The following is a 17,782-nucleotide window of genomic DNA, read 5'->3' on the forward strand; positions in this document are numbered from 1 at the left end:
CTGCTTACCTAATCAGCCTTATTAGGACACTCTTTCTCTAATAACCCTGTTGAAAAACTCACTACGGGCTGAGCCACTCTTTATGTGGCCATTTTTTGTTGTACGATAAGTCTAATATCTCTTAAAGGATGATGTTAATATTAAGAATATTATTAACATTAAGAGAGAACCCTTTTGGAATTTTCATCATCAGTACAATCCATTACTATTTCTGACGATAATGCAGGTCAGAGAATTGACAACTTTTTAATTCGCTTTTTAAAAGGAGTTCCGAAAAGTATGCTTTACCGTATTTTAAGAAAAGGTGAAGTACGAGTGAACAAAAAACGCATCAAGCCTTGTTATAAGCTTCTCACCGGCGATATGCTCCGAATTCCTCCTATCAAAACCGCAATCATTCAAAACAAACCAATCTCAATAAAATGCAATAAAGTTGTGGCTTTGGCTCAGTCTATTTTGTTTGAAGATCCTGATATATTGATTTTAAATAAGCCTTCAGGTACGGCTGTTCATGGCGGAAGCGGTCTGAGCTTTGGTGTGATAGAAGCACTTCGTGCGCTCCGTCCAGACCAACGTTTTTTACATTTAGTGCATCGATTGGATCGCGAGACTTCAGGGATATTAATGGTTGCCAAAAAACCCTATGCATTACGTTCTCTGAATGAACAATTGCGTCTTAAAACAATGAAAAAAGAATATTTGGCCTTGGTTGCTGGTGACTGGCCTTTATCCTGCAAACTGATACAAGCTCCGTTACAAAAAAATATTTTGCAAAACGGTGAAAGAATCGTGAAAGTGAGCCATCAAGGCAAAGAATCACAAACCCATTTTGAAATTGAAGAACGTTTTACCAATACGACTTTGATGAAAGTAAGGCCATTAACAGGAAGAACCCATCAAATTCGTGTCCACGCATTACATGCGGGGCATCCGATTGTTTTTGATGATCGTTATGGTGATCCTGAATTTGAGAAAAAATTAAAGGGGTGCCATTTAAATCGCTTATTTTTACATGCATTATCCCTCGAATTTGTACATCCTCATTCTGGAGAAACCATACAAATAAAAGCACCTTTGGACAATTCATTACGGCATTGCCTCCAATTTTTACGTCATCAAAAATAACCTCTTCTTTGAGGATGACTTTTTTCTTTTTTTGACTCTTTTTGATGACAAAGCTAATATGCCGGCCCTATGCAAAAAATAAAATTACCCTTGACCATTGATCCGATTTTTGCCGCTGATAAAGGGCTAGAGTACAGGGGTTTTTGTGAATCTGATCAATTTGTGCGAATCGCAGAATCTGTAGACTCTATAGAGAGTGATATTGATGTTTTTCTCTTATTTAGAATTGATGAAAAACAGCGAGCCTTTATAAAAGGCCATGCGAATGTCGATTTGAAATTAACCTGTCAGCGCTGCTGCAGCACCTTTTTGTATCATCTGAAGACAGAATATTGTTTTATCCCTGTCACCAGTGGTACTTATGATAAGCTGAGTGAAACCTGCAGGGGATTGTATGACTTTATAGAAATGAACGAAGCAGGTGAATTAAATTTGCTGTCTATGATTGAAGACGAATTGATTCTTTCAATCCCTGCTTTTCCGGTTCATGAAGACAAAGATTGTCATTTATTTTTCACAAAAATGGGAGAGGGCCTTGTACAAGAACAGGCAAAAAAATCTCATCCATTTTCAGTGTTATCCCGTTTAAAGAAAAAGTAATTAAGGAATCCAATTTATGGCCGTACAAAAAAATAAACCCACTCGCTCCAAGCGTGGTATGCGTCGCTCACATGATGCATTGACAACTGCTTTATTGTCTGTAGATAAAACCTCCGGCGAAAATCATTTACGCCATCACATCACTACCGATGGTTATTATCGCGGGCGTAAGGTGATCAACCGCTGATTTCAGCTTATCCTTCAATTTTAAAACCCCCTGTCAAAGCCGCATATGCGCGGTTTTTTCTTGAGTTTTTTTTAAATCGCGGGAAGCGAGAAAACCGTTTAATGATTGATAAAAAACGGTTAGCGCACAAACGTAGGGTGAGACTCACGCCAGTTTTAAACAAAGTCTAATGAAAAAAGTGCTAATGCTAAAGAGTAAAGTGTCTTATCGAAGGTAATTATGCAGACTAACATACTCGGTACAGGGAGTTATCTACCTGAAACAGTGCGTACCAATTCAGATTTAGAAAAAATGGTAGACACTTCAGATGAATGGATTTTCACCAGAACAGGCATTCGAGAAAGGCGGATCGCTGCCTCTTCTGAAACAGTCGCCAGCATGGGTTTTTATGCTGCAACAGAAGCCTTAAAAATGGCTCAAATTGACCAAAATGACATTGGCTTAATTATTGTGGCTACCACTTCTTCAAGTCATGCTTTTCCAAGTTCAGCCTGTCAAATACAAGAAATGTTAGGCATTAAAGACAGCATTTCTTTTGACTTGGCTGCCGCCTGTGCGGGTTTTATTTACGCTCTCAGTGTTGCTGATCAATATATTAAAAGTGGCACAATATCCTATGCATTGGTGATCGGTTCTGATTTGCTGACACAATCTCTTGATCTTAAAGATCGCAGTACTGTTATTTTATTCGGGGATGCGGCAGGGGCAGTCGTTTTAGGTGCCTCAGATCAACCAGGTATTATTTCAACTCATTTACACGCAAATGGGCACTACGGAAAACTACTCACTCTATTCTATCCCAGAGAAAAAAATTCGCCTTTTATCAGCATGGCTGGAAATGAAGTATTTAAAGTGGCCGTACTTGAATTAGCAAGCGTTGTTCATGAAGCCTTAAAGTCCAATCAATTGGATGCTTCAGAACTAGATTGGTTGATACCCCATCAAGCTAACATCCGTATTATTAACGCCACAGCTAAAAAGTTGAATATAGGCATGGAAAAAGTGGTCATTACTTTAGATCGGCACGGTAATACTTCTGCTGCATCAGTGCCATCCGCATTAGATGAAGCGGTACGCGATGGCCGGATCCAACGAGGGCAACTACTTCTTTTGGAAGCCTTTGGGGGTGGTTTTGTCTGGGGATCTGCGTTAGTTCGTTTTTAGCTTTTAAAGGAAAAAAGTCATGACAACATTTGCAATCCTTTTTCCAGGTCAGGGTTCTCAATCATTGGGGATGCTTTCGAGTATGGCGAAAACATTTCCTTTGATAATAAAAACTTTTTCTCAAGCCAGTGATGCTCTTGGTTACGATCTTTGGGCGCTCACACAAGAGGGGCCTGTATCAGAATTAAATAAAACATGGAAAACACAACCCGCTTTACTCACGGCTTCTGTGGCCATCTGGCGGGTTTGGAAAGCAGAAGGCGGCCCCTCTCCATTTATGGTGGCAGGCCATAGTCTAGGAGAATATTCCGCCTTAGTGTGTGCCGGTGTCTTGAATTTGACAGAAACAGTAAAGCTGGTTGAATTAAGAGGAAAATTAATGCAAGCCGCCGCAGGCGAGGGAGCCATGTCTGCTATCATTGGACTCGATGATGAAACTATAGTGAAAATTTGCAAACAAACAGCACAAAATCAGGTTGTTTCACCCGCAAATTTTAATTCTCAATGGCAAGTCGTGATTTCTGGCCATAAAGAAGCAGTAGAACGAGCTAATATTGCCTGTATCGCAGCGGGAGCAAAAAAGGTCTTCCCCTTATCGGTGAGTGTGCCTTCTCATTGTGCCTTGATGAAGCCGGCGGCGGATAAGTTGTTGGCTGAGCTGAATAAAATGGTGTTTAAAACGTCAAAATTTCCGGTGCTCAACAATGCGGATGTCAAAGTAGAAAATTCACCTGAACATATCCGAGAGGCATTAGTACGTCAATTGTATTCTCCAATACCTTGGGTTAAAAGTATCCAATTTATGATTCAAAAAGGTGTGGGATCTTTTTTAGAGTTGGGGGCGGGAAACATTTTATCCGGTCTGAATAAACGCATTGTGCATAAAGCACCTGCTTTTTCAGTCAATGACGCTCATTCATTGGCTCATGCTCTTAATTATGTTTCAGGAAAATCTGTGAACAAGATTTTAAAAGAGGATATATATGAGATTTAAAGGAAAAATTGCATTGATTACTGGCGCAACTCGTGGGATTGGTCGCGCTATAGCCCAATCATTAACAGAAGAGGGTGCTTTTGTAATAGGCACGGCGACCACTGAAGAGGGTGCAAAAAAAGTCAGCGATGATTTAGGTGACTATGGTAAAGGCGTCACCTTAAACGTGATTGACGAGGAATCCATTGAAGCATTAATAAAGAGCATTGAAGAGGAATTTTGTGGCCCTGATATCTTGGTCAATAATGCAGGTATTACACGTGATGGTTTGCTGATGCGTATGAAAACAAACAGTTGGAATGAGGTTTTGGGCACAAATTTAACATCCATATTTTATCTTTCACGAGCCGCTTTACGCCCCATGATGAAAAAGCGCTTTGGTCGTATTATCAATATAGGATCCGTAGTAGGCAGTGCGGGAAATGTAGGGCAAACCAATTACACTGCTGCTAAAGCCGGCCTAATTGGTTTTAGTAAATCTCTTGCTCAAGAAGTCGCTCAAAGAGGCATCACGGTTAATGTGGTCGCACCTGGATTTATTGAAACGGATATGTCTCGACAGGCGTTAACAGAAACTCGACGCACTGAAATTTTAAAAAAAATTCCCATGAATCGATTGGGTGATGTTAAGGATATTGCGAATGCAGTGGCTTTTTTAGCCTCTGATCAAAGCAGTTATATTACCGGTGAAACCTTACATATTAATGGAGGCATGTATATGATTTAATAAAAGAAAAAGTAATTTCTTGTTCTGTGTACTCACCACTATAAAATTAAATAAAATACTGATTTTATAAAATCTGTTTTGTTTGTCTTAACAGCAATTCTTCATTTAGTATGAGGGATATAAGGCGTGATTTTGCAGAATATCTTTGTTAAAATGCCGCGCCAGCAGCACTTGCTCCGTGATTTCAATGACGATAATGCTGTACGGCCTGCTGGAGGAGCGCTGCAGTTAGGCTGTTTGATGAAGCAGAATACCCACTGAAGCGAGTCAACGTTTAATCCGAACAGGAAAATCCTCGTTTTTAAAGCAATTTCAAAACTACCGATACTCTCGCGTAAGCGAATTTTGATAGGAAATTTAACAGTATGAGCACTAATGATATTGAAGAACGTGTAAAAAAAATCATCGTTGATCAACTAAGCGTCAAAAGAGAAGAGGTTACTAATAGTGCTTCTTTTGTAGAAGATCTTGGTGCTGATTCTCTTGACACTGTGGAACTGGTTATGGCATTAGAAGAAGAATTTGATACTGAAATTCCGGATGAAGATGCAGAAAAAATTACGACTGTTCAAGCAACTATTGATTATATATATGATCAACATGCAAAAAATAAATAAATTCAGGCGATCTATGATCGCCTTATTTTTACCATCGTTATCGTTCCCATATTAGGAGAAAAATTTGTTTAAACGCCGAGTGGTAATCACTGGACTTGGTATGTTGTCTCCTGTCGGTAACACAGTAGAATCTGCATGGAAAGCAGTCCTTTTAGGTCAAAGTGGCATCTTTTTAATAAATCATTTTGATACCAGCCTCTATGAAACGCGTTTTGCTGGCTTAGTCAAAAATTTTGAGGCTAAAGATTACATTCCACCTAAAGATATTCGAAGAATGGATCTTTTTATACAATATGGTGTCGCGGCTGGCGTTCAAGCAATGCGTGATTCTGGGCTTGACGTCACCGAACAAAATCAATCCCGTATCGGCGCGGCTATCGGCTCTGGTATTGGTGGATTAGGCCTGATTGAAGATAATTATTCTCTTTTAGTTGATAAAGAGGCTAAAAAGATAAGCCCGTTTTTTGTGCCTTCTACTATTGTAAATATGATATCCGGTCATCTTAGTATTATTTATGGTCTACAAGGACCTAACATTGCAATTTCTACAGCCTGTACATCCGGTGTTCATAATATTGGGCATGCCGCTAGAATCATTGTTTATGGTGATGCTGATGTCATGCTGGCAGGAGGCGCGGAAAAAAGCACTACGCCATTGGGTGTTGCGGGTTTTGCTGCTGCTCGAGCTTTATCAAAACGAAACCATGATCCTCAGGCAGCAAGTCGTCCTTGGGATAAAGATCGTGATGGTTTTGTTTTGGGTGATGGCGCAGGCGTTCTTGTTTTAGAAGAATACGAACATGCTAAAAAACGTAATGCTAAAATTTACGCCGAACTGGTCGGTTTTGGTATGAGCAGTGATGCTCATCATATTACCAATCCACTAGAAAATGGTTATGGAGCAGCATTGGCGATGAAAAATGCATTAAAAGATGCGGGCGTGTCGGCTTCAAAAATTAACTATATTAATGCGCATGGCACCTCTACTATTGCAGGAGACAAGGCAGAAGTTGAAGCTATCAAAACCGTTTTTTCTGAAGATGCACAAAACGTGATGATAAGTTCGACCAAATCCATGACAGGCCATTTGTTAGGTGCGGCAGGTGCAATAGAATCTATTTTTTCAATTCTAGCCTTACATGATCAGGTTGCCCCCCCTACTATTAATTTAGACAATCCAGACGAAGGCTTTGACTTGGATTTTGTTCCCAATGAAACTCGTTCATTAAAAAATATGGAATATACTCTTTGTAATTCCTTTGGTTTTGGTGGCACAAACGGCTCTGTAGTGTTTAAAAAAATATGATTTTATAGTCAAAACTCGCTTGAAATCTTTATTTATCTTGGTGAGACTTTGCAAAATTCGGGATGCTCCGTTCGATTTCACTTCAACCTCGCTACAGTTTTGAAAAAACTCTAATCAATACAATAATATGCCTGATTGGCTGCGTTCTTACAGTATTTATGTTTCCTCTGCCCAAAATTTTAAAAAAGCTTAATGAACGTAAATGAAAAAAATCTATTTTAGAGCATGTACATTTTTTATCCCAATCTGTTTATTAATAAGCCTTTATGTCTACTATGAAATTCAACATTTTGCTCATTCACCATTACCTATAACAAAAGATACTATCTTAACGGTTCCTCCAGGAACGGGAAGAATAGCATTAGAAACCATCTTATTAAAAAATCATCTTTTAGTTAAAACTTGGTTATTGCGTTGTTTACTGATTATTGAGCCTCAATTAGCTGAATTTAAAGCAGGCACTTATTACCTGCTTTCTGGCATGAGTGTCAAAGAGATGCTGGAATTATTTGCCAGTGGTAAAGAAGCACAATTTGCTATTAGTTTTATCGAAGGAACTCATTGGCATCTTTGGAAGAATGAGATGGACAAAAAAGACAACATCAAACACTTATTGCAAAATAAAACGAATGCAGAGGTTGCTCAGCTATTTAAGCTACAAAGTGAAGGGCATATAGAAGGCGCTTTTTATCCGGATACTTATTTTTATTCCTTCGGAAACTCAGATTTATTGATACTCAAACGCGCCCATCAAAAAATGAACGAAACAGTAAACCAAATTTGGGAGCAAAGAAATCAATCACTGCCTTATAAAACCCCCGATGAGTTAGTGACTATGGCTTCCATCATTGAAAAAGAAACCTCTATTAATGCAGAGAGAAAAATAATTGCATCAGTATTTATTAATCGCCTAAGGTTAGGGATGCGTTTACAATCAGATCCTACAGTGATGTATGGTTTAGGCAAAAATTATACAGAGGCCATTACGCATAAAGACTTGCTCACAGTAACGCCTTATAACACTTATATTATACCTGGCTTGCCCCCTGCTCCCATTACCATGCCAGGTTTAGCATCACTTAACGCGGCGGCTCATCCTGAAGAAACAGATTATCTCTATTTTGTGGCAAATGGTGAAGGCGGGCATACATTTAGCACTAATTTGGTAGGCCATAATCGAGCTGTACGAGCTTATCGCGAGGCGTTAAAGAAAAAAAATGAAAGGTAAATTTATTGTTATTGAAGGTCTGGAGGGAGCAGGAAAAAGCACTGCTGTCAATACTGTACAACAGTTCTTAAGGCATTTTAAAATTCAGGATGTGATCTGTACTCGTGAGCCAGGCGGGACCGCATTAAGTGAAGAAATACGTCATTTAATTAAAAAAAAGAGCCAAAATGAAGAGATTTTAACCGATAAAGCGGAATTATTGCTTTTATATGCTGCTCGAGTGCAATTGCTCGAAAATATCATCAAACCGGCTTTATCTTCTGGAACTTGGGTAATAGGCGACCGTCATGATCTTTCATCTCAAGCGTATCAAGGAGGCGGACGAGGGATAAAATCTGAATTTATCAAATCTTTAGCTGATTTTACTTTAGGTTCTTCTTTTCGTCCTGACTTAACCTTATACTTAGATTTGCCGCCTGAATTAGGGCTACAACGCGCTCGTAAAAGAGGCCATCTTGATCGTATTGAACAGCAATCGTTGGTTTTTTTCGAACGCATTCGGGCACGTTATCTCGAACTGACATATGATGATCCTCGTATTAAAATGATCGATGCCTCAAAACCCATAAAAAAAGTCACAGTGGATATTCAAAATGCTTTGCTATCTTTATTGGAAAAATAATTGAATGAATTGGTATCCGTGGCTCAATGCTCATTATCATCAATTAGTAGAGCAGCACATTTTAGGACGTGGGCATCATGCATTACTGATTCATGCATTACGAGGAAATGGTAAAAACGCCCTTATTTACGGTTTAAGCCGCTGGTTGCTTTGCCAGAAAAGACAAGGCAAAAAAAGTTGTGGTCAGTGCCATAGCTGTCATTTAATGTTGGCCGGACATCATCCAGACTGTCACCTGTTTAAAATAAAAGAAAACCAAAGAAATTTAGGTATCGATTCCATCAGACAGGTGATCGAAAAACTGTCACACCATCCACAACAGGGAGGAGCCAGGGTCATTTCTATCCCTAATGTCCACGATCTCACTGTTGCTGCAGTGAACGCGTTATTAAAAACGTTAGAAGAACCTCCAAAAAATACCTATTTCCTTTTAGGTTGTCATACCCCTTCAGTTTTAATGCCAACGTTAAAAAGCCGTTGTTTTTGTTGGCGTTTGTTTAATCCACCAACAAATTTAACTTTAACATGGTTAGCAGAAAAAACAGGCGCAGATCCAATCCTTGTATCAACAGCATTGAAATTAAGTTCTGGTGCTCCATTATCCGCTTTATCTCTTCTGCAAAAAGATCGTTGGAATGAAAGAGTTTTTTTTTGTCTTACATTAAGTGATGTCTTGTCTCGCCAAAATTTTTTGGCGTTGTTACCTCAACTGAACCATGACAATATCGAGGATACTCTTCACTGGTTGATTTCATTATTGTTGGATGCTTTAAAATATCACCACGGAATAACGTTCTCTATGATTAATGAAGATCAACAACCTTTAGTTGAAAAGTTAGCAACTTTATTTTCTATTAGCGGATTATTTAAAATACTCCGCCAATCGATTTATTGCCGTCACCAACTATTATCGATAGTGGGGATAAATAAAGAATTATTGCTCACAGAGCAACTTTTAAATTTTGAAAATGCCTTGAATGAGCTCTGATCTGCAAGTCAATATCTAGGATTCATATCATGTTATTAGTCGACTCACACTGCCATTTGGATAGTTTAGATTATAAAAAATTACATCAAAGCGTTGATGACGTACTACTAAAAGCAAGAGAACGTAACGTCAAATTTGTGCTCTGTGTGGCGACCACTCTGGAGGGTTTTGAGCATTTTTTTTCTGTGATTGGCGAACGCAATGATGTCGCATTCTCTTGTGGAGCACATCCTCTGAATCTTGATCAACATTATGACATGCAAAAATTGAAACAATTATGTCAATTAAAAAAAGTCATAGCGCTTGGGGAGACAGGTTTAGATTATCATTACTCATCAGATCAAATCGCGCTACAGAAAAAAGTATTTCGAGAGCATATTATGGTTGGGTGTCAATTAAACAAGCCTGTCATTGTGCACACACGTGATGCTTTTAAAGATACTATAAACATCTTAAAAGAAGAAAATGCACGGGATTGTGGTGGCGTTTTGCATTGCTTTACTGAAGATAAAATGGCTGCGCAGCAACTATTAGATTTAGGATTTTACATTTCTTTCTCAGGTATTGTGACATTTCGCAATGCGTCAGTGTTACGTGATGTTGTTCGTTATATTCCTTTAGATAAAATGTTAATTGAAACTGATTCACCTTATTTAGCCCCTGTGCCTTATCGCGGAAAAGAAAATCAGCCCGCTTATGTGCGAGAAATTGCTGAGTATATTGCAGAATTAAAAAATGTAAATTTAGAAAAATTAGCTGATACGACAACAAGTAACTTTATTCAATTATTTCATTTAAGCGAATCAATATTTTTTAATATAATGTAAATATTTTAGTATAAGCTTCAATAAAAATGATATTATCAATTTTTAATTAATTTAATATAACGATAACATATTTAATTAAGTTATTTTAATATGATATGTTTTATTTATGAAAATAATATGATTTATATTAAATATTCAAAATATTATTTTTCATTTGTTTTAAAATAATTAAAAAGGAATTTTCATTTTTACATATAGAAATTGATTTTCTTTTTTATTACTAGGAGCCTCTTGAATTATGTTTAAAAATGCATTTGCAAACCTGCAAAAAGTGGGTAAATCGCTTATGCTTCCAGTGTCAGTATTGCCCATAGCGGGTATTTTACTAGGTTTAGGCTCCATTCATTTCAGCTTTCTACCTGATGTGGTTTCTGATGTTATGTCAGAAACGGGCGGCGCCATTTTTGCCAATATGCCATTAATTTTTGCCATTGGGGTGGCATTAGGTTTTACTAATAACGATGGTGTTGCGGCATTAGCTGCTGTCGTTGCTTACTCCATTATGGCGAAAACAATCGCTGTACTTGAATCTCTGTTATTAAATATTTCATCTGATCAGATACATCAGCATCATTTAAATGACACTGGTGTCGTGGGGGGTATTATTGCAGGTGGGCTTGCCGCCTATATGTTTAATCATTTTTATCGTATTAAATTACCTGAATATCTTGGTTTTTTTTCAGGTAAGCGTTTTGTTCCCATTATTTCTGGATTTTTCGCTATTCTTCTTGGGGTATTATTAGCTTTTATCTGGCCTCCTATTGGAAAGAAAATACAGATTTTTTCAGAATGGGCGGCATATCAAAATCCGAGTATTGCCTTTGCTATATATGGATTTGTTGAGCGTGCCATCATTCCCTTTGGTCTACATCATATCTGGAATGTGCCTTTTCAGATGCAGGTGGGAGAATACACGAACTCTGCTGGACAAATTTTTCACGGCGACATTCCTCGTTACATGGCCGGTGATCCGACAGCGGGTAAACTGGCAGGCGCTTTTCTTTTTAAAATGTATGGCCTCCCTGCTGCTGCGATTGCAATTTGGCATTCAGCAAAGCCAGAAAATCGCATAAAGGTCAGCGGTATTATGATTTCTGCGGCATTGACTTCATTTTTGACAGGGATCACGGAACCAATAGAGTTTTCATTTATGTTTGTAGCCCCTGTCCTATATGTTATTCATGTGATTTTATCAGGATTGGCTTTTCCTCTTTGTATTGCTCTCGGTATGACCAGTGGTACTAGTTTTTCTCAAGGTTTAATTGATTTTATTCTTTTGAGCGGTAATGGCCATCGAACTGTGCTATTTCCTCTGGTTGGTGCTTGTTATGCCTTAGTGTATTACGCGAGCTTCCGTTTTTTGATTACTAAATGGAATTTAAAAACACCTGGCCGAGAACTGATCTCAACCATAATAGATGTTCAAAATGGTAAGCAAATGTCTGAGGCCTTAGTTGAAAACTTTGGAGGAAAAGAGAACATCATCAATTTAGATGCTTGTATTACCCGTTTACGTGTCAGTGTGGCCGATGTTTCTAAAGTAGATCAAGCAGGCTTAAAAAAGCTGGGCGCTGCAGGAATAGTGATCGCCGGCTCAGGGGTTCAGGCTATCTTTGGAACTCAATCTGATAATTTAAAAACGGATATGGATGAATATATTCGTAATAATTAATTTTAAAAATTAAATTATTTTTAAATTTTTGATGAATTCTTTGAATAACATGTTAGTTATTGAAATATTAGATAAAAATTTTTTTATTTAGGAGTTATCATGAGGGCGGCAACTGTATTTAAGTAATTGAAAATAAATACAGTATGATAATTAATTTTATTTTAAAAAATGATTGATGATTTATCTTATAAATTTAATTGTCATGGTTTTATAAACTCTAACCGATTCAGAGCAGAAATACCGGTGCTTTTGGTATTAGGGTTGCCAACTGATAGGTGCTAATCCCTGCTGTTCTAACAGTTGATTCGTTTTTGAAAAATGCTTGCATCCAAAAAATCCTCGATGAGCAGATAGAGGCGATGGATGCGGCGCTTTTAAAATAAAATGACGCTGAGTATCAATGATTTCTCCTTTTTTTTGTGCATGAGAACCCCAGAGTAAAAAAATAATCCGATGATTATGCTGATTCAGAGCTGCAATCACACGATCAGTAAAAATACCCCAGCCAAGATGCGCATGAGAGTTCGCTCGCCCCGCTTCGACTGTCAGAACAGTATTCAGCAATAAAACCCCTTGTTTTGCCCAGTTTTCTAAACAACCGTGATTAGGGTATACAAAACCTATAATGTCATTGAGCAGCTCTTTATAGATATTCACCAGGGAAGGCGGCAAAACAATACCTGGTAAAACAGAAAAAGATAAACCATGTGCCTGATTAGGCCCATGATAGGGATCTTGCCCAATAATCACGACTTTTACCTCTCCAAATTCCGTTAAACGAAAGGCATTAAATACATTTTCTGGAGAGGGATAAATCATTTTATTTGAACGACGTTCGGCAGCTACAGAGGCCAAAGTATCCTTAAAATAAAATTCTTTTTTTTCTGCGCCTATGACATCACGCCAGGTGAGAAGAGAAGCTGGCATTGCCATTTTCCTTATTTTTCTTTAAATTTTTAGGCTCTCGACGCTTACCGAGGTTTTTCTTGTCACGATGACGTATTTTCACTTTCACTTTCACTTTCGTTTTTTCTTTTTTGGCTTTTTTTTGTTCTTCACGTTTTGCTAACACTTTTTTAGAAGGTTTCCCTGCTTTTTTTTCATTTGGTGCTTTCGTTGTGGGCCGTAATTCATCCACTACTCTTGGTTTTATCGTTTTTTTAAGATATCGCTCTACTTTTTTTAATAATAAGTGATCATGGGCTTCAATCAGTGAAATAGCTGTCCCTTTACGACCTGCACGAGCCGTTCGGCCGATTCGATGTAAGTAAACATCTCCGGTATAGGGCATATCAAAATTGAAGACATGGCTGATATCCTCAATATCTAAGCCACGAGACGCAACATCGGTTGCAACCAAAACTTGAATGCGACCACTATTTAAACGAGCAATAGCTTCGGTACGTTTGGTTTGCACCATCTCCCCTTCCAAATATCCACTGTGAATGCCTTCTGATTGAAGACGATGAACAAGTTCATGTACTTTTTCACGAGTACGTACAAAAATGATGGATTTTTGTACAGAAGGAGTTTTCAATAAGTAACAGAGTAAAGCGATCTTATGCGGCAGATTGTCTGAACGATAATAACTCTGAAGGATTTTTTTTCGTTCTCGTACTGAAGGCGCCGCTTCTAAGTAAATGGGATCACGGAGCACACGCTCAGAAAATTCACGAATCGTGGCGCTCTCTAGCGTGGCAGAAAAAAGTAAAGTTTGTTTACGCCAACGAGTTTCAGCAGAAATAACTTCAATATCCTGAGCAAAACCCATGTCCAGCATGCGATCCGCTTCATCGAGTATTAATATTTCCACTGCCCGGCAATCAAAATTTTCCTCTTTGATGTATTGCAGCAATCGCCCTGTAGTGGCCACCAGAATGTCCTGATTTGTACTGAAGATTTCCGTATGGTTCATATATGCCACTCCTCCTGTGATTTTGGCGACCTTTAATGAGGTGTATTTTGCCAGTTCAGTCGCTTGATCTGCTACTTGAATGGCTAATTCACGTGTAGGGGCGAGTATCAAAATACGAGGGGGGCCTGGTTTTTTTTTAGGAAAATCAATAAGATGTTGAAGTGCTGGAATCAAAAAAGCGATCGTTTTGCCGGTGCCCGTTGGAGCTGAGCCTAATAGATCTCGTCCTTCCATTGCTTTTGGGATCACTGTTGTTTGAATCGCTGTGGCGGAAAGGTAACCTTTATCCTCTAACGCGCGCAGTAAACAGGGATCTAAATCAAATTCACAAAAAGGCGGGCTCATCATCTCTTTTTTACCTGGTGGTGTTTTTAAGTCTTTATGGAATTGAGGGCATCTAAAATTGGATATAACCTTTGAGGTTAGGATAAAGTTATTTATCAGCTTGTTTTAAATCCATATAGAGATTGCTAGATCCAGGGCAAGCAAAATAAAGGTCCGCCTGTGTGATGCTAGCCAAATTTTTTATGTAAATATCATCACCACCTCCGTAACGTGGGTGGAAATTTGTATATAGAATATTCATTTTTATGCTTTGAAAGAGTTTTCTTGATAGGGCTGCAGATCAGCCCAGTAAGATGGTTTAAGAATTAACGTCGATTACCTACAATCCGTATTAACATTAAGAATAAATTAATAAAATCAATGTAAAGCGTTAAAGCACCTACGATAGAATATTTACGAAACCCTTCTTTATCATTACTGTCTAATTGTTCACCCATATTTTTTAATTTTTGGGTATCGTAAGCCGTTAAACCTACAAATAGAACAACGCCGATATAGGTTACAGCCCACATCAGTGCACTGCTTTTAAGCCAGATGTTAACGATGGAAGCCAGTAAAATACCAATAACACCCATAAATAACATATTACCTAAACCAGTGAGATCCCTCTTTGTGACATAACCATAAAAACTCATCGCACCAAACATGCCTGCTGTGATCACAAAAGTGCTGGCGATAGACGACTGGGTGTAAACAACAAAGATACTGGATATCGTCAAGCCTGTTAATGCGGAATACAACATAAAAAGGCTGGTGGCCATAGCCCCACTGAGCTTGTGGATCATACCTGAAATCACAAAAACTAATCCTAGCTGCACAATAATAAGACCAAAAAAAACGATTTGGCTCGAAAAGATCAAATTTAAGATGGCTGGGTTGTTAGCCGCATACCAAGCAACGAATGCGGTCAACAATAAACCGCAGGTCATCCAGCCGTATACTTGAGACATATACACCTGTATACCTGTGCTACGGCCCTCGATAATAGAACCATTAGACTTTGAATAGCGATTCATGATGGTTACCTTTAATGATGTGAATAAATAAGATTTGAAGTAAGAGGAGAATTTTATAATCAAAACTCACCTTTATGCCAAGAATACCATAGAAATTTCACAGCTAAGGCGAAATTCTTCATTTAAGGCAGAGAGTCTCTATGAATCAATATCATATTCTGCCTATTTAAGTAAGATAATGTGGATGTTAAACCTCTTTTTCAATAACAAGATAGGAAAATGATGCGTGTTTTAGGTATAGAAACATCCTGTGATGAAACAGGCGTTGCGATTTATGATTCAGAATCTGGCTTATTGGCCGATCAATTGTACAGTCAAGTGAAATTACATGCGCAATATGGCGGGGTTGTGCCTGAATTGGCATCACGAGATCATATTCGTAAAATCGTCCCTCTCATTCAAGCCACGCTAAAGGAAGCTTGCGTCTCTCCTCAAGAAATCGATGCCGTAGCTTATACGGCAGGGCCGGGCTTAATCGGCGCGTTATTAGTCGGTGCAAGTGTTGGACGCGCATTGGCTTTCGCTTGGAATGTTCCCGCAGTGCCGGTACACCATATGGAAGCCCATTTATTGGCGCCAATGCTTGAGGATCAGGTGCCAGATTTTCCTTTTATTGCACTGCTCGTTTCTGGAGGTCATACCCAGTTGGTCCAGGTGAATGCGATAGGAAAATATGCGCTTTTAGGGGAATCTTTAGATGATGCAGTCGGAGAAGCTTTTGATAAAACGGCGAAATTGCTGGGCCTGGAATATCCAGGAGGCGCAATGTTGGCACATTTAGCCCAGCAGGGAGATCCTGATCGTTTTATATTTCCACGCCCGATGATCGATAGACCTGGGCTTGATTTTAGTTTTTCAGGTTTAAAAACTGCGGCAGCTCTTACTATTCGTGCGAACCACCAAGACGAGCAAACTCGCTGTGATATTGCTTACGCTTTTGAAAAAGCCGTTATCGATACTTTGGCGATCAAATCTGAACGCGCATTAGAGCAAACGGGTTTAACCAGATTAGTCTTAGCAGGAGGGGTGAGTGCAAACGAAAAACTACGAAGCAAACTCAGCGTCATCATGCACGAACGACAAGGAAAGGTATTTTATGCAAGGCCTCAATTTTGTACGGACAATGGAGCCATGATAGCTTATGCAGGGTGGCGGCGTATTCAAGAAGGCAGCCGAAGTGATTTGAGTATTTCTGTACATCCAAAATGGGCACTTTCACAGTAGCCCCAAAAGAGGACGTAATTTTTTTATTGTCAACTTTAGAGTCGATATCAGAATCAAATAGCAATAAATTAGGTCTTTAAAAATGACCACATTGAGCTCTATGACGTAACAAATGATCCATCAATACAATAGCGAGCATCGATTCAGCGATAGGCACTGCTCTAATACCCACACAGGGGTCGTGGCGGCCAGAAGTAGTCATTTCAACTGTTTCTCCTTGTTGATTAATCGTTTTGGCGGGTATTGCAATGCTGGAAGTGGGTTTTAGTGCCAGATGAACCAGCAGAGGTTGCCCACTGCTGATCCCACCCAAAATGCCTCCTGAATAATTCGTTGAAAAACCAGAAGACGTCATTTCATCACGACTTTCACTCCCCAATTTGTTCACAAAAGAAAACCCCTCACCTACTTCTAGCCCTTTAACCGCATTAATGCTCATGAGTGCATGAGCTAAATCTGCATCAAGGCGATCGAACACAGGCTCGCCTAAACCGACAGGCAAATTCTTAGCCATTATTGTGATTTTAGCCCCGATGGAATCCCCTCTTTCTTTTAGAGCACATATTAATTCGGCAATTTCCTCCACCTTATGAGGATCGGGGCAAAAAAAAGGGTTAGCTTCAATGCATTCTTTCTCTTTAAATTCACAACAAATCGTACCTATCTGAGATAAATACCCCTGTATTTCAATGCTGAAATGCTCAAAAAGATATTTTTTTGCAATCGCACCTGCTGCAACACGCATTGCTGTTTCACGTGCAGAGGCCCGCCCTCCGCCACGATAATCCCGTATGCCATATTTTTTTTGGTAGGTGTAATCTGCATGACCCGGTCGAAACAGATCCTTTATCGATTGATAATCTTGTGGACGAGCGTCTTTATTTTCGATCAGCAATCCAATACTAGAACCTGTGGTTTTACCTTCAAAAATGCCTGAAAGAATACGAATCTGATCGGATTCGCGACGCGAACTGGTATAGGGTGACATGCCTGGGCGTCGGCGATTTAGATCTATCTGTAAATCATTTTCACAAAGCCATAATCCTGGAGGAACACCATCAACAATACAGCCTAAAGCGACACCATGAGATTCACCAAATGTAGTCACACGAAAAATTTGCCCTATACTATTGCCTGCCATTTAAGCTCCCTTTTTAAAGCTGATTTTGTAGTGACTCACACTTAATCTGGAGGATATGAATTTTTATTTTTATGAAGATGAATT

18 protein-coding genes are annotated in these 17,782 nt (G+C 38.9%); 14 read left to right on the forward strand and 4 right to left on the reverse strand.

The genetic code is table 11. The annotated features are described in order from the left end of the window. The first annotated feature begins 174 nt into the window (after positions 1 to 174). The 13 genes from rluC to ptsG all read left to right on the forward strand — a co-directional run bounded on the left by rluC (position 175) and on the right by ptsG (position 12,057). Positions 175 to 1,125, forward strand: a complete 951-nt coding sequence (gene rluC, locus HDEF_RS02200) for a 23S rRNA pseudouridine(955/2504/2580) synthase RluC (protein ID WP_086934970.1) — start codon at positions 175 to 177, stop codon at positions 1,123 to 1,125. 69 nt (positions 1,126 to 1,194) lie between these two features. Beyond that, on the forward strand, positions 1,195 to 1,725 hold the full coding sequence (locus tag HDEF_RS02205; RefSeq protein WP_012738154.1) for a YceD family protein: 531 nt from the start codon (positions 1,195 to 1,197) through the stop codon (positions 1,723 to 1,725). A 16-nt stretch (positions 1,726 to 1,741) separates the two neighbouring features. Continuing rightward, positions 1,742 to 1,912 (forward strand): 50S ribosomal protein L32, encoded by a 171-nt coding sequence (gene rpmF / locus HDEF_RS02210; RefSeq protein WP_012738155.1) that lies wholly within the window; start codon positions 1,742 to 1,744, stop codon positions 1,910 to 1,912. A 219-nt stretch (positions 1,913 to 2,131) separates the two neighbouring features. Continuing rightward, positions 2,132 to 3,076: a beta-ketoacyl-ACP synthase III gene (locus HDEF_RS02215; RefSeq protein WP_012738156.1), complete on the forward strand. Its 945-nt coding sequence runs from the start codon at positions 2,132 to 2,134 to the stop codon at positions 3,074 to 3,076. A gap of 19 nt (positions 3,077 to 3,095) precedes the next feature. Continuing rightward, positions 3,096 to 4,070, forward strand: coding sequence for an ACP S-malonyltransferase (gene fabD / locus HDEF_RS02220; RefSeq protein WP_012738157.1), 975 nt, complete (start codon positions 3,096 to 3,098; stop codon positions 4,068 to 4,070). After that, the gene (fabG, locus tag HDEF_RS02225; RefSeq protein ID WP_012738158.1) at positions 4,060 to 4,797 is read left to right on the forward strand and encodes a 3-oxoacyl-ACP reductase FabG; all 738 of its coding nucleotides are present in this window, start codon (positions 4,060 to 4,062) and stop codon (positions 4,795 to 4,797) included. Before fabD ends, fabG begins: the two co-directional genes overlap by 11 nt. Before the next feature lie 365 nt (positions 4,798 to 5,162). Further along, positions 5,163 to 5,414 (forward strand): acyl carrier protein, encoded by a 252-nt coding sequence (acpP, locus tag HDEF_RS02230; RefSeq protein ID WP_012738159.1) that lies wholly within the window; start codon positions 5,163 to 5,165, stop codon positions 5,412 to 5,414. 64 nt (positions 5,415 to 5,478) lie between these two features. Next, on the forward strand, positions 5,479 to 6,720 hold the full coding sequence (gene fabF / locus HDEF_RS02235; RefSeq protein WP_012738160.1) for a beta-ketoacyl-ACP synthase II: 1,242 nt from the start codon (positions 5,479 to 5,481) through the stop codon (positions 6,718 to 6,720). 202 nt (positions 6,721 to 6,922) lie between these two features. Continuing rightward, positions 6,923 to 7,948 carry an endolytic transglycosylase MltG gene (gene mltG / locus HDEF_RS02240; protein WP_012738161.1) on the forward strand — a complete coding sequence of 342 codons (1,026 nt, stop codon included), beginning with the start codon at positions 6,923 to 6,925 and terminating at the stop codon, positions 7,946 to 7,948. Beyond that, positions 7,938 to 8,570, forward strand: a complete 633-nt coding sequence (gene tmk / locus HDEF_RS02245) for a dTMP kinase (protein WP_012738162.1) — start codon at positions 7,938 to 7,940, stop codon at positions 8,568 to 8,570. The genes mltG and tmk overlap by 11 nt, the downstream gene beginning before the upstream one ends. A 4-nt stretch (positions 8,571 to 8,574) precedes the next feature. Then, positions 8,575 to 9,558 carry a DNA polymerase III subunit delta' gene (gene holB / locus HDEF_RS02250; RefSeq protein ID WP_012738163.1) on the forward strand — a complete coding sequence of 328 codons (984 nt, stop codon included), beginning with the start codon at positions 8,575 to 8,577 and terminating at the stop codon, positions 9,556 to 9,558. A 29-nt stretch (positions 9,559 to 9,587) separates the two neighbouring features. Next, on the forward strand, positions 9,588 to 10,385 hold the full coding sequence (locus HDEF_RS02255) for a metal-dependent hydrolase (protein WP_012738164.1): 798 nt from the start codon (positions 9,588 to 9,590) through the stop codon (positions 10,383 to 10,385). 238 nt (positions 10,386 to 10,623) lie between these two features. Continuing rightward, positions 10,624 to 12,057: a PTS glucose transporter subunit IIBC gene (gene ptsG, locus HDEF_RS02260; RefSeq protein ID WP_012738165.1), complete on the forward strand. Its 1,434-nt coding sequence runs from the start codon at positions 10,624 to 10,626 to the stop codon at positions 12,055 to 12,057. Between the two features lie 255 nt (positions 12,058 to 12,312). Here the strand turns inward: ptsG and ung are convergent, their stop codons facing one another. The 3 genes from ung to HDEF_RS02275 form a co-directional block, all read right to left on the reverse strand. After that, a complete protein-coding gene (gene ung, locus HDEF_RS02265; protein ID WP_086934971.1) occupies positions 12,313 to 12,984 on the reverse strand; it encodes a uracil-DNA glycosylase in 672 nt (223 codons plus the stop codon). Next, entirely contained in the window at positions 12,956 to 14,320 is a 1,365-nt protein-coding gene (srmB, locus tag HDEF_RS02270; RefSeq protein ID WP_012738167.1) for an ATP-dependent RNA helicase SrmB, read from the reverse strand. Before srmB ends, ung begins: the two co-directional genes overlap by 29 nt. A 302-nt stretch (positions 14,321 to 14,622) precedes the next feature. Beyond that, positions 14,623 to 15,333, reverse strand: a complete 711-nt coding sequence (locus HDEF_RS02275) for a Bax inhibitor-1/YccA family protein (RefSeq protein ID WP_012738168.1) — start codon at positions 15,331 to 15,333, stop codon at positions 14,623 to 14,625. A gap of 222 nt (positions 15,334 to 15,555) precedes the next feature. On the opposite strand from HDEF_RS02275, the gene tsaD reads away from it, so the two are divergent. Then, positions 15,556 to 16,557 (forward strand): tRNA (adenosine(37)-N6)-threonylcarbamoyltransferase complex transferase subunit TsaD, encoded by a 1,002-nt coding sequence (tsaD, locus tag HDEF_RS02280; protein ID WP_012738169.1) that lies wholly within the window; start codon positions 15,556 to 15,558, stop codon positions 16,555 to 16,557. A 76-nt stretch (positions 16,558 to 16,633) separates the two neighbouring features. Here tsaD and aroC read toward each other — a convergent pair whose 3' ends face one another. Further along, positions 16,634 to 17,698, reverse strand: coding sequence for a chorismate synthase (gene aroC, locus HDEF_RS02285; RefSeq protein ID WP_012738170.1), 1,065 nt, complete (start codon positions 17,696 to 17,698; stop codon positions 16,634 to 16,636). Positions 17,699 to 17,782 lie beyond the last annotated feature (84 nt).

The organism is Candidatus Hamiltonella defensa 5AT (Acyrthosiphon pisum) (assembly GCF_000021705.1).
In the GTDB taxonomy this organism is placed as follows: domain Bacteria; phylum Pseudomonadota; class Gammaproteobacteria; order Enterobacterales; family Enterobacteriaceae; genus Hamiltonella; species Hamiltonella defendens.

Excerpts from the sequence above, each read along its gene's own strand:
- tsaD (WP_012738169.1), top strand. The coding sequence starts at position 15,556 with ATGCGTGTTTTAGGTATAGAAACATCCTGTGATGAAACAGGCGTTGCG.
- HDEF_RS02275 (WP_012738168.1), bottom strand. The coding sequence starts at position 15,333 with ATGAATCGCTATTCAAAGTCTAATGGTTCTATTATCGAGGGCCGTAGC.
- tmk (WP_012738162.1), top strand. The coding sequence starts at position 7,938 with ATGAAAGGTAAATTTATTGTTATTGAAGGTCTGGAGGGAGCAGGAAAA.
- mltG (WP_012738161.1), top strand. The coding sequence starts at position 6,923 with ATGAAAAAAATCTATTTTAGAGCATGTACATTTTTTATCCCAATCTGT.
- srmB (WP_012738167.1), bottom strand. The coding sequence starts at position 14,320 with ATGATGAGCCCGCCTTTTTGTGAATTTGATTTAGATCCCTGTTTACTG.
- holB (WP_012738163.1), top strand. The coding sequence starts at position 8,575 with ATGAATTGGTATCCGTGGCTCAATGCTCATTATCATCAATTAGTAGAG.
- acpP (WP_012738159.1), top strand. The coding sequence starts at position 5,163 with ATGAGCACTAATGATATTGAAGAACGTGTAAAAAAAATCATCGTTGAT.
- HDEF_RS02255 (WP_012738164.1), top strand. The coding sequence starts at position 9,588 with ATGTTATTAGTCGACTCACACTGCCATTTGGATAGTTTAGATTATAAA.
- fabG (WP_012738158.1), top strand. The coding sequence starts at position 4,060 with ATGAGATTTAAAGGAAAAATTGCATTGATTACTGGCGCAACTCGTGGG.
- HDEF_RS02205 (WP_012738154.1), top strand. The coding sequence starts at position 1,195 with ATGCAAAAAATAAAATTACCCTTGACCATTGATCCGATTTTTGCCGCT.
- HDEF_RS02215 (WP_012738156.1), top strand. The coding sequence starts at position 2,132 with ATGCAGACTAACATACTCGGTACAGGGAGTTATCTACCTGAAACAGTG.
- fabD (WP_012738157.1), top strand. The coding sequence starts at position 3,096 with ATGACAACATTTGCAATCCTTTTTCCAGGTCAGGGTTCTCAATCATTG.
- ung (WP_086934971.1), bottom strand. The coding sequence starts at position 12,984 with ATGCCAGCTTCTCTTCTCACCTGGCGTGATGTCATAGGCGCAGAAAAA.
- aroC (WP_012738170.1), bottom strand. The coding sequence starts at position 17,698 with ATGGCAGGCAATAGTATAGGGCAAATTTTTCGTGTGACTACATTTGGT.
- rpmF (WP_012738155.1), top strand. The coding sequence starts at position 1,742 with ATGGCCGTACAAAAAAATAAACCCACTCGCTCCAAGCGTGGTATGCGT.
- ptsG (WP_012738165.1), top strand. The coding sequence starts at position 10,624 with ATGTTTAAAAATGCATTTGCAAACCTGCAAAAAGTGGGTAAATCGCTT.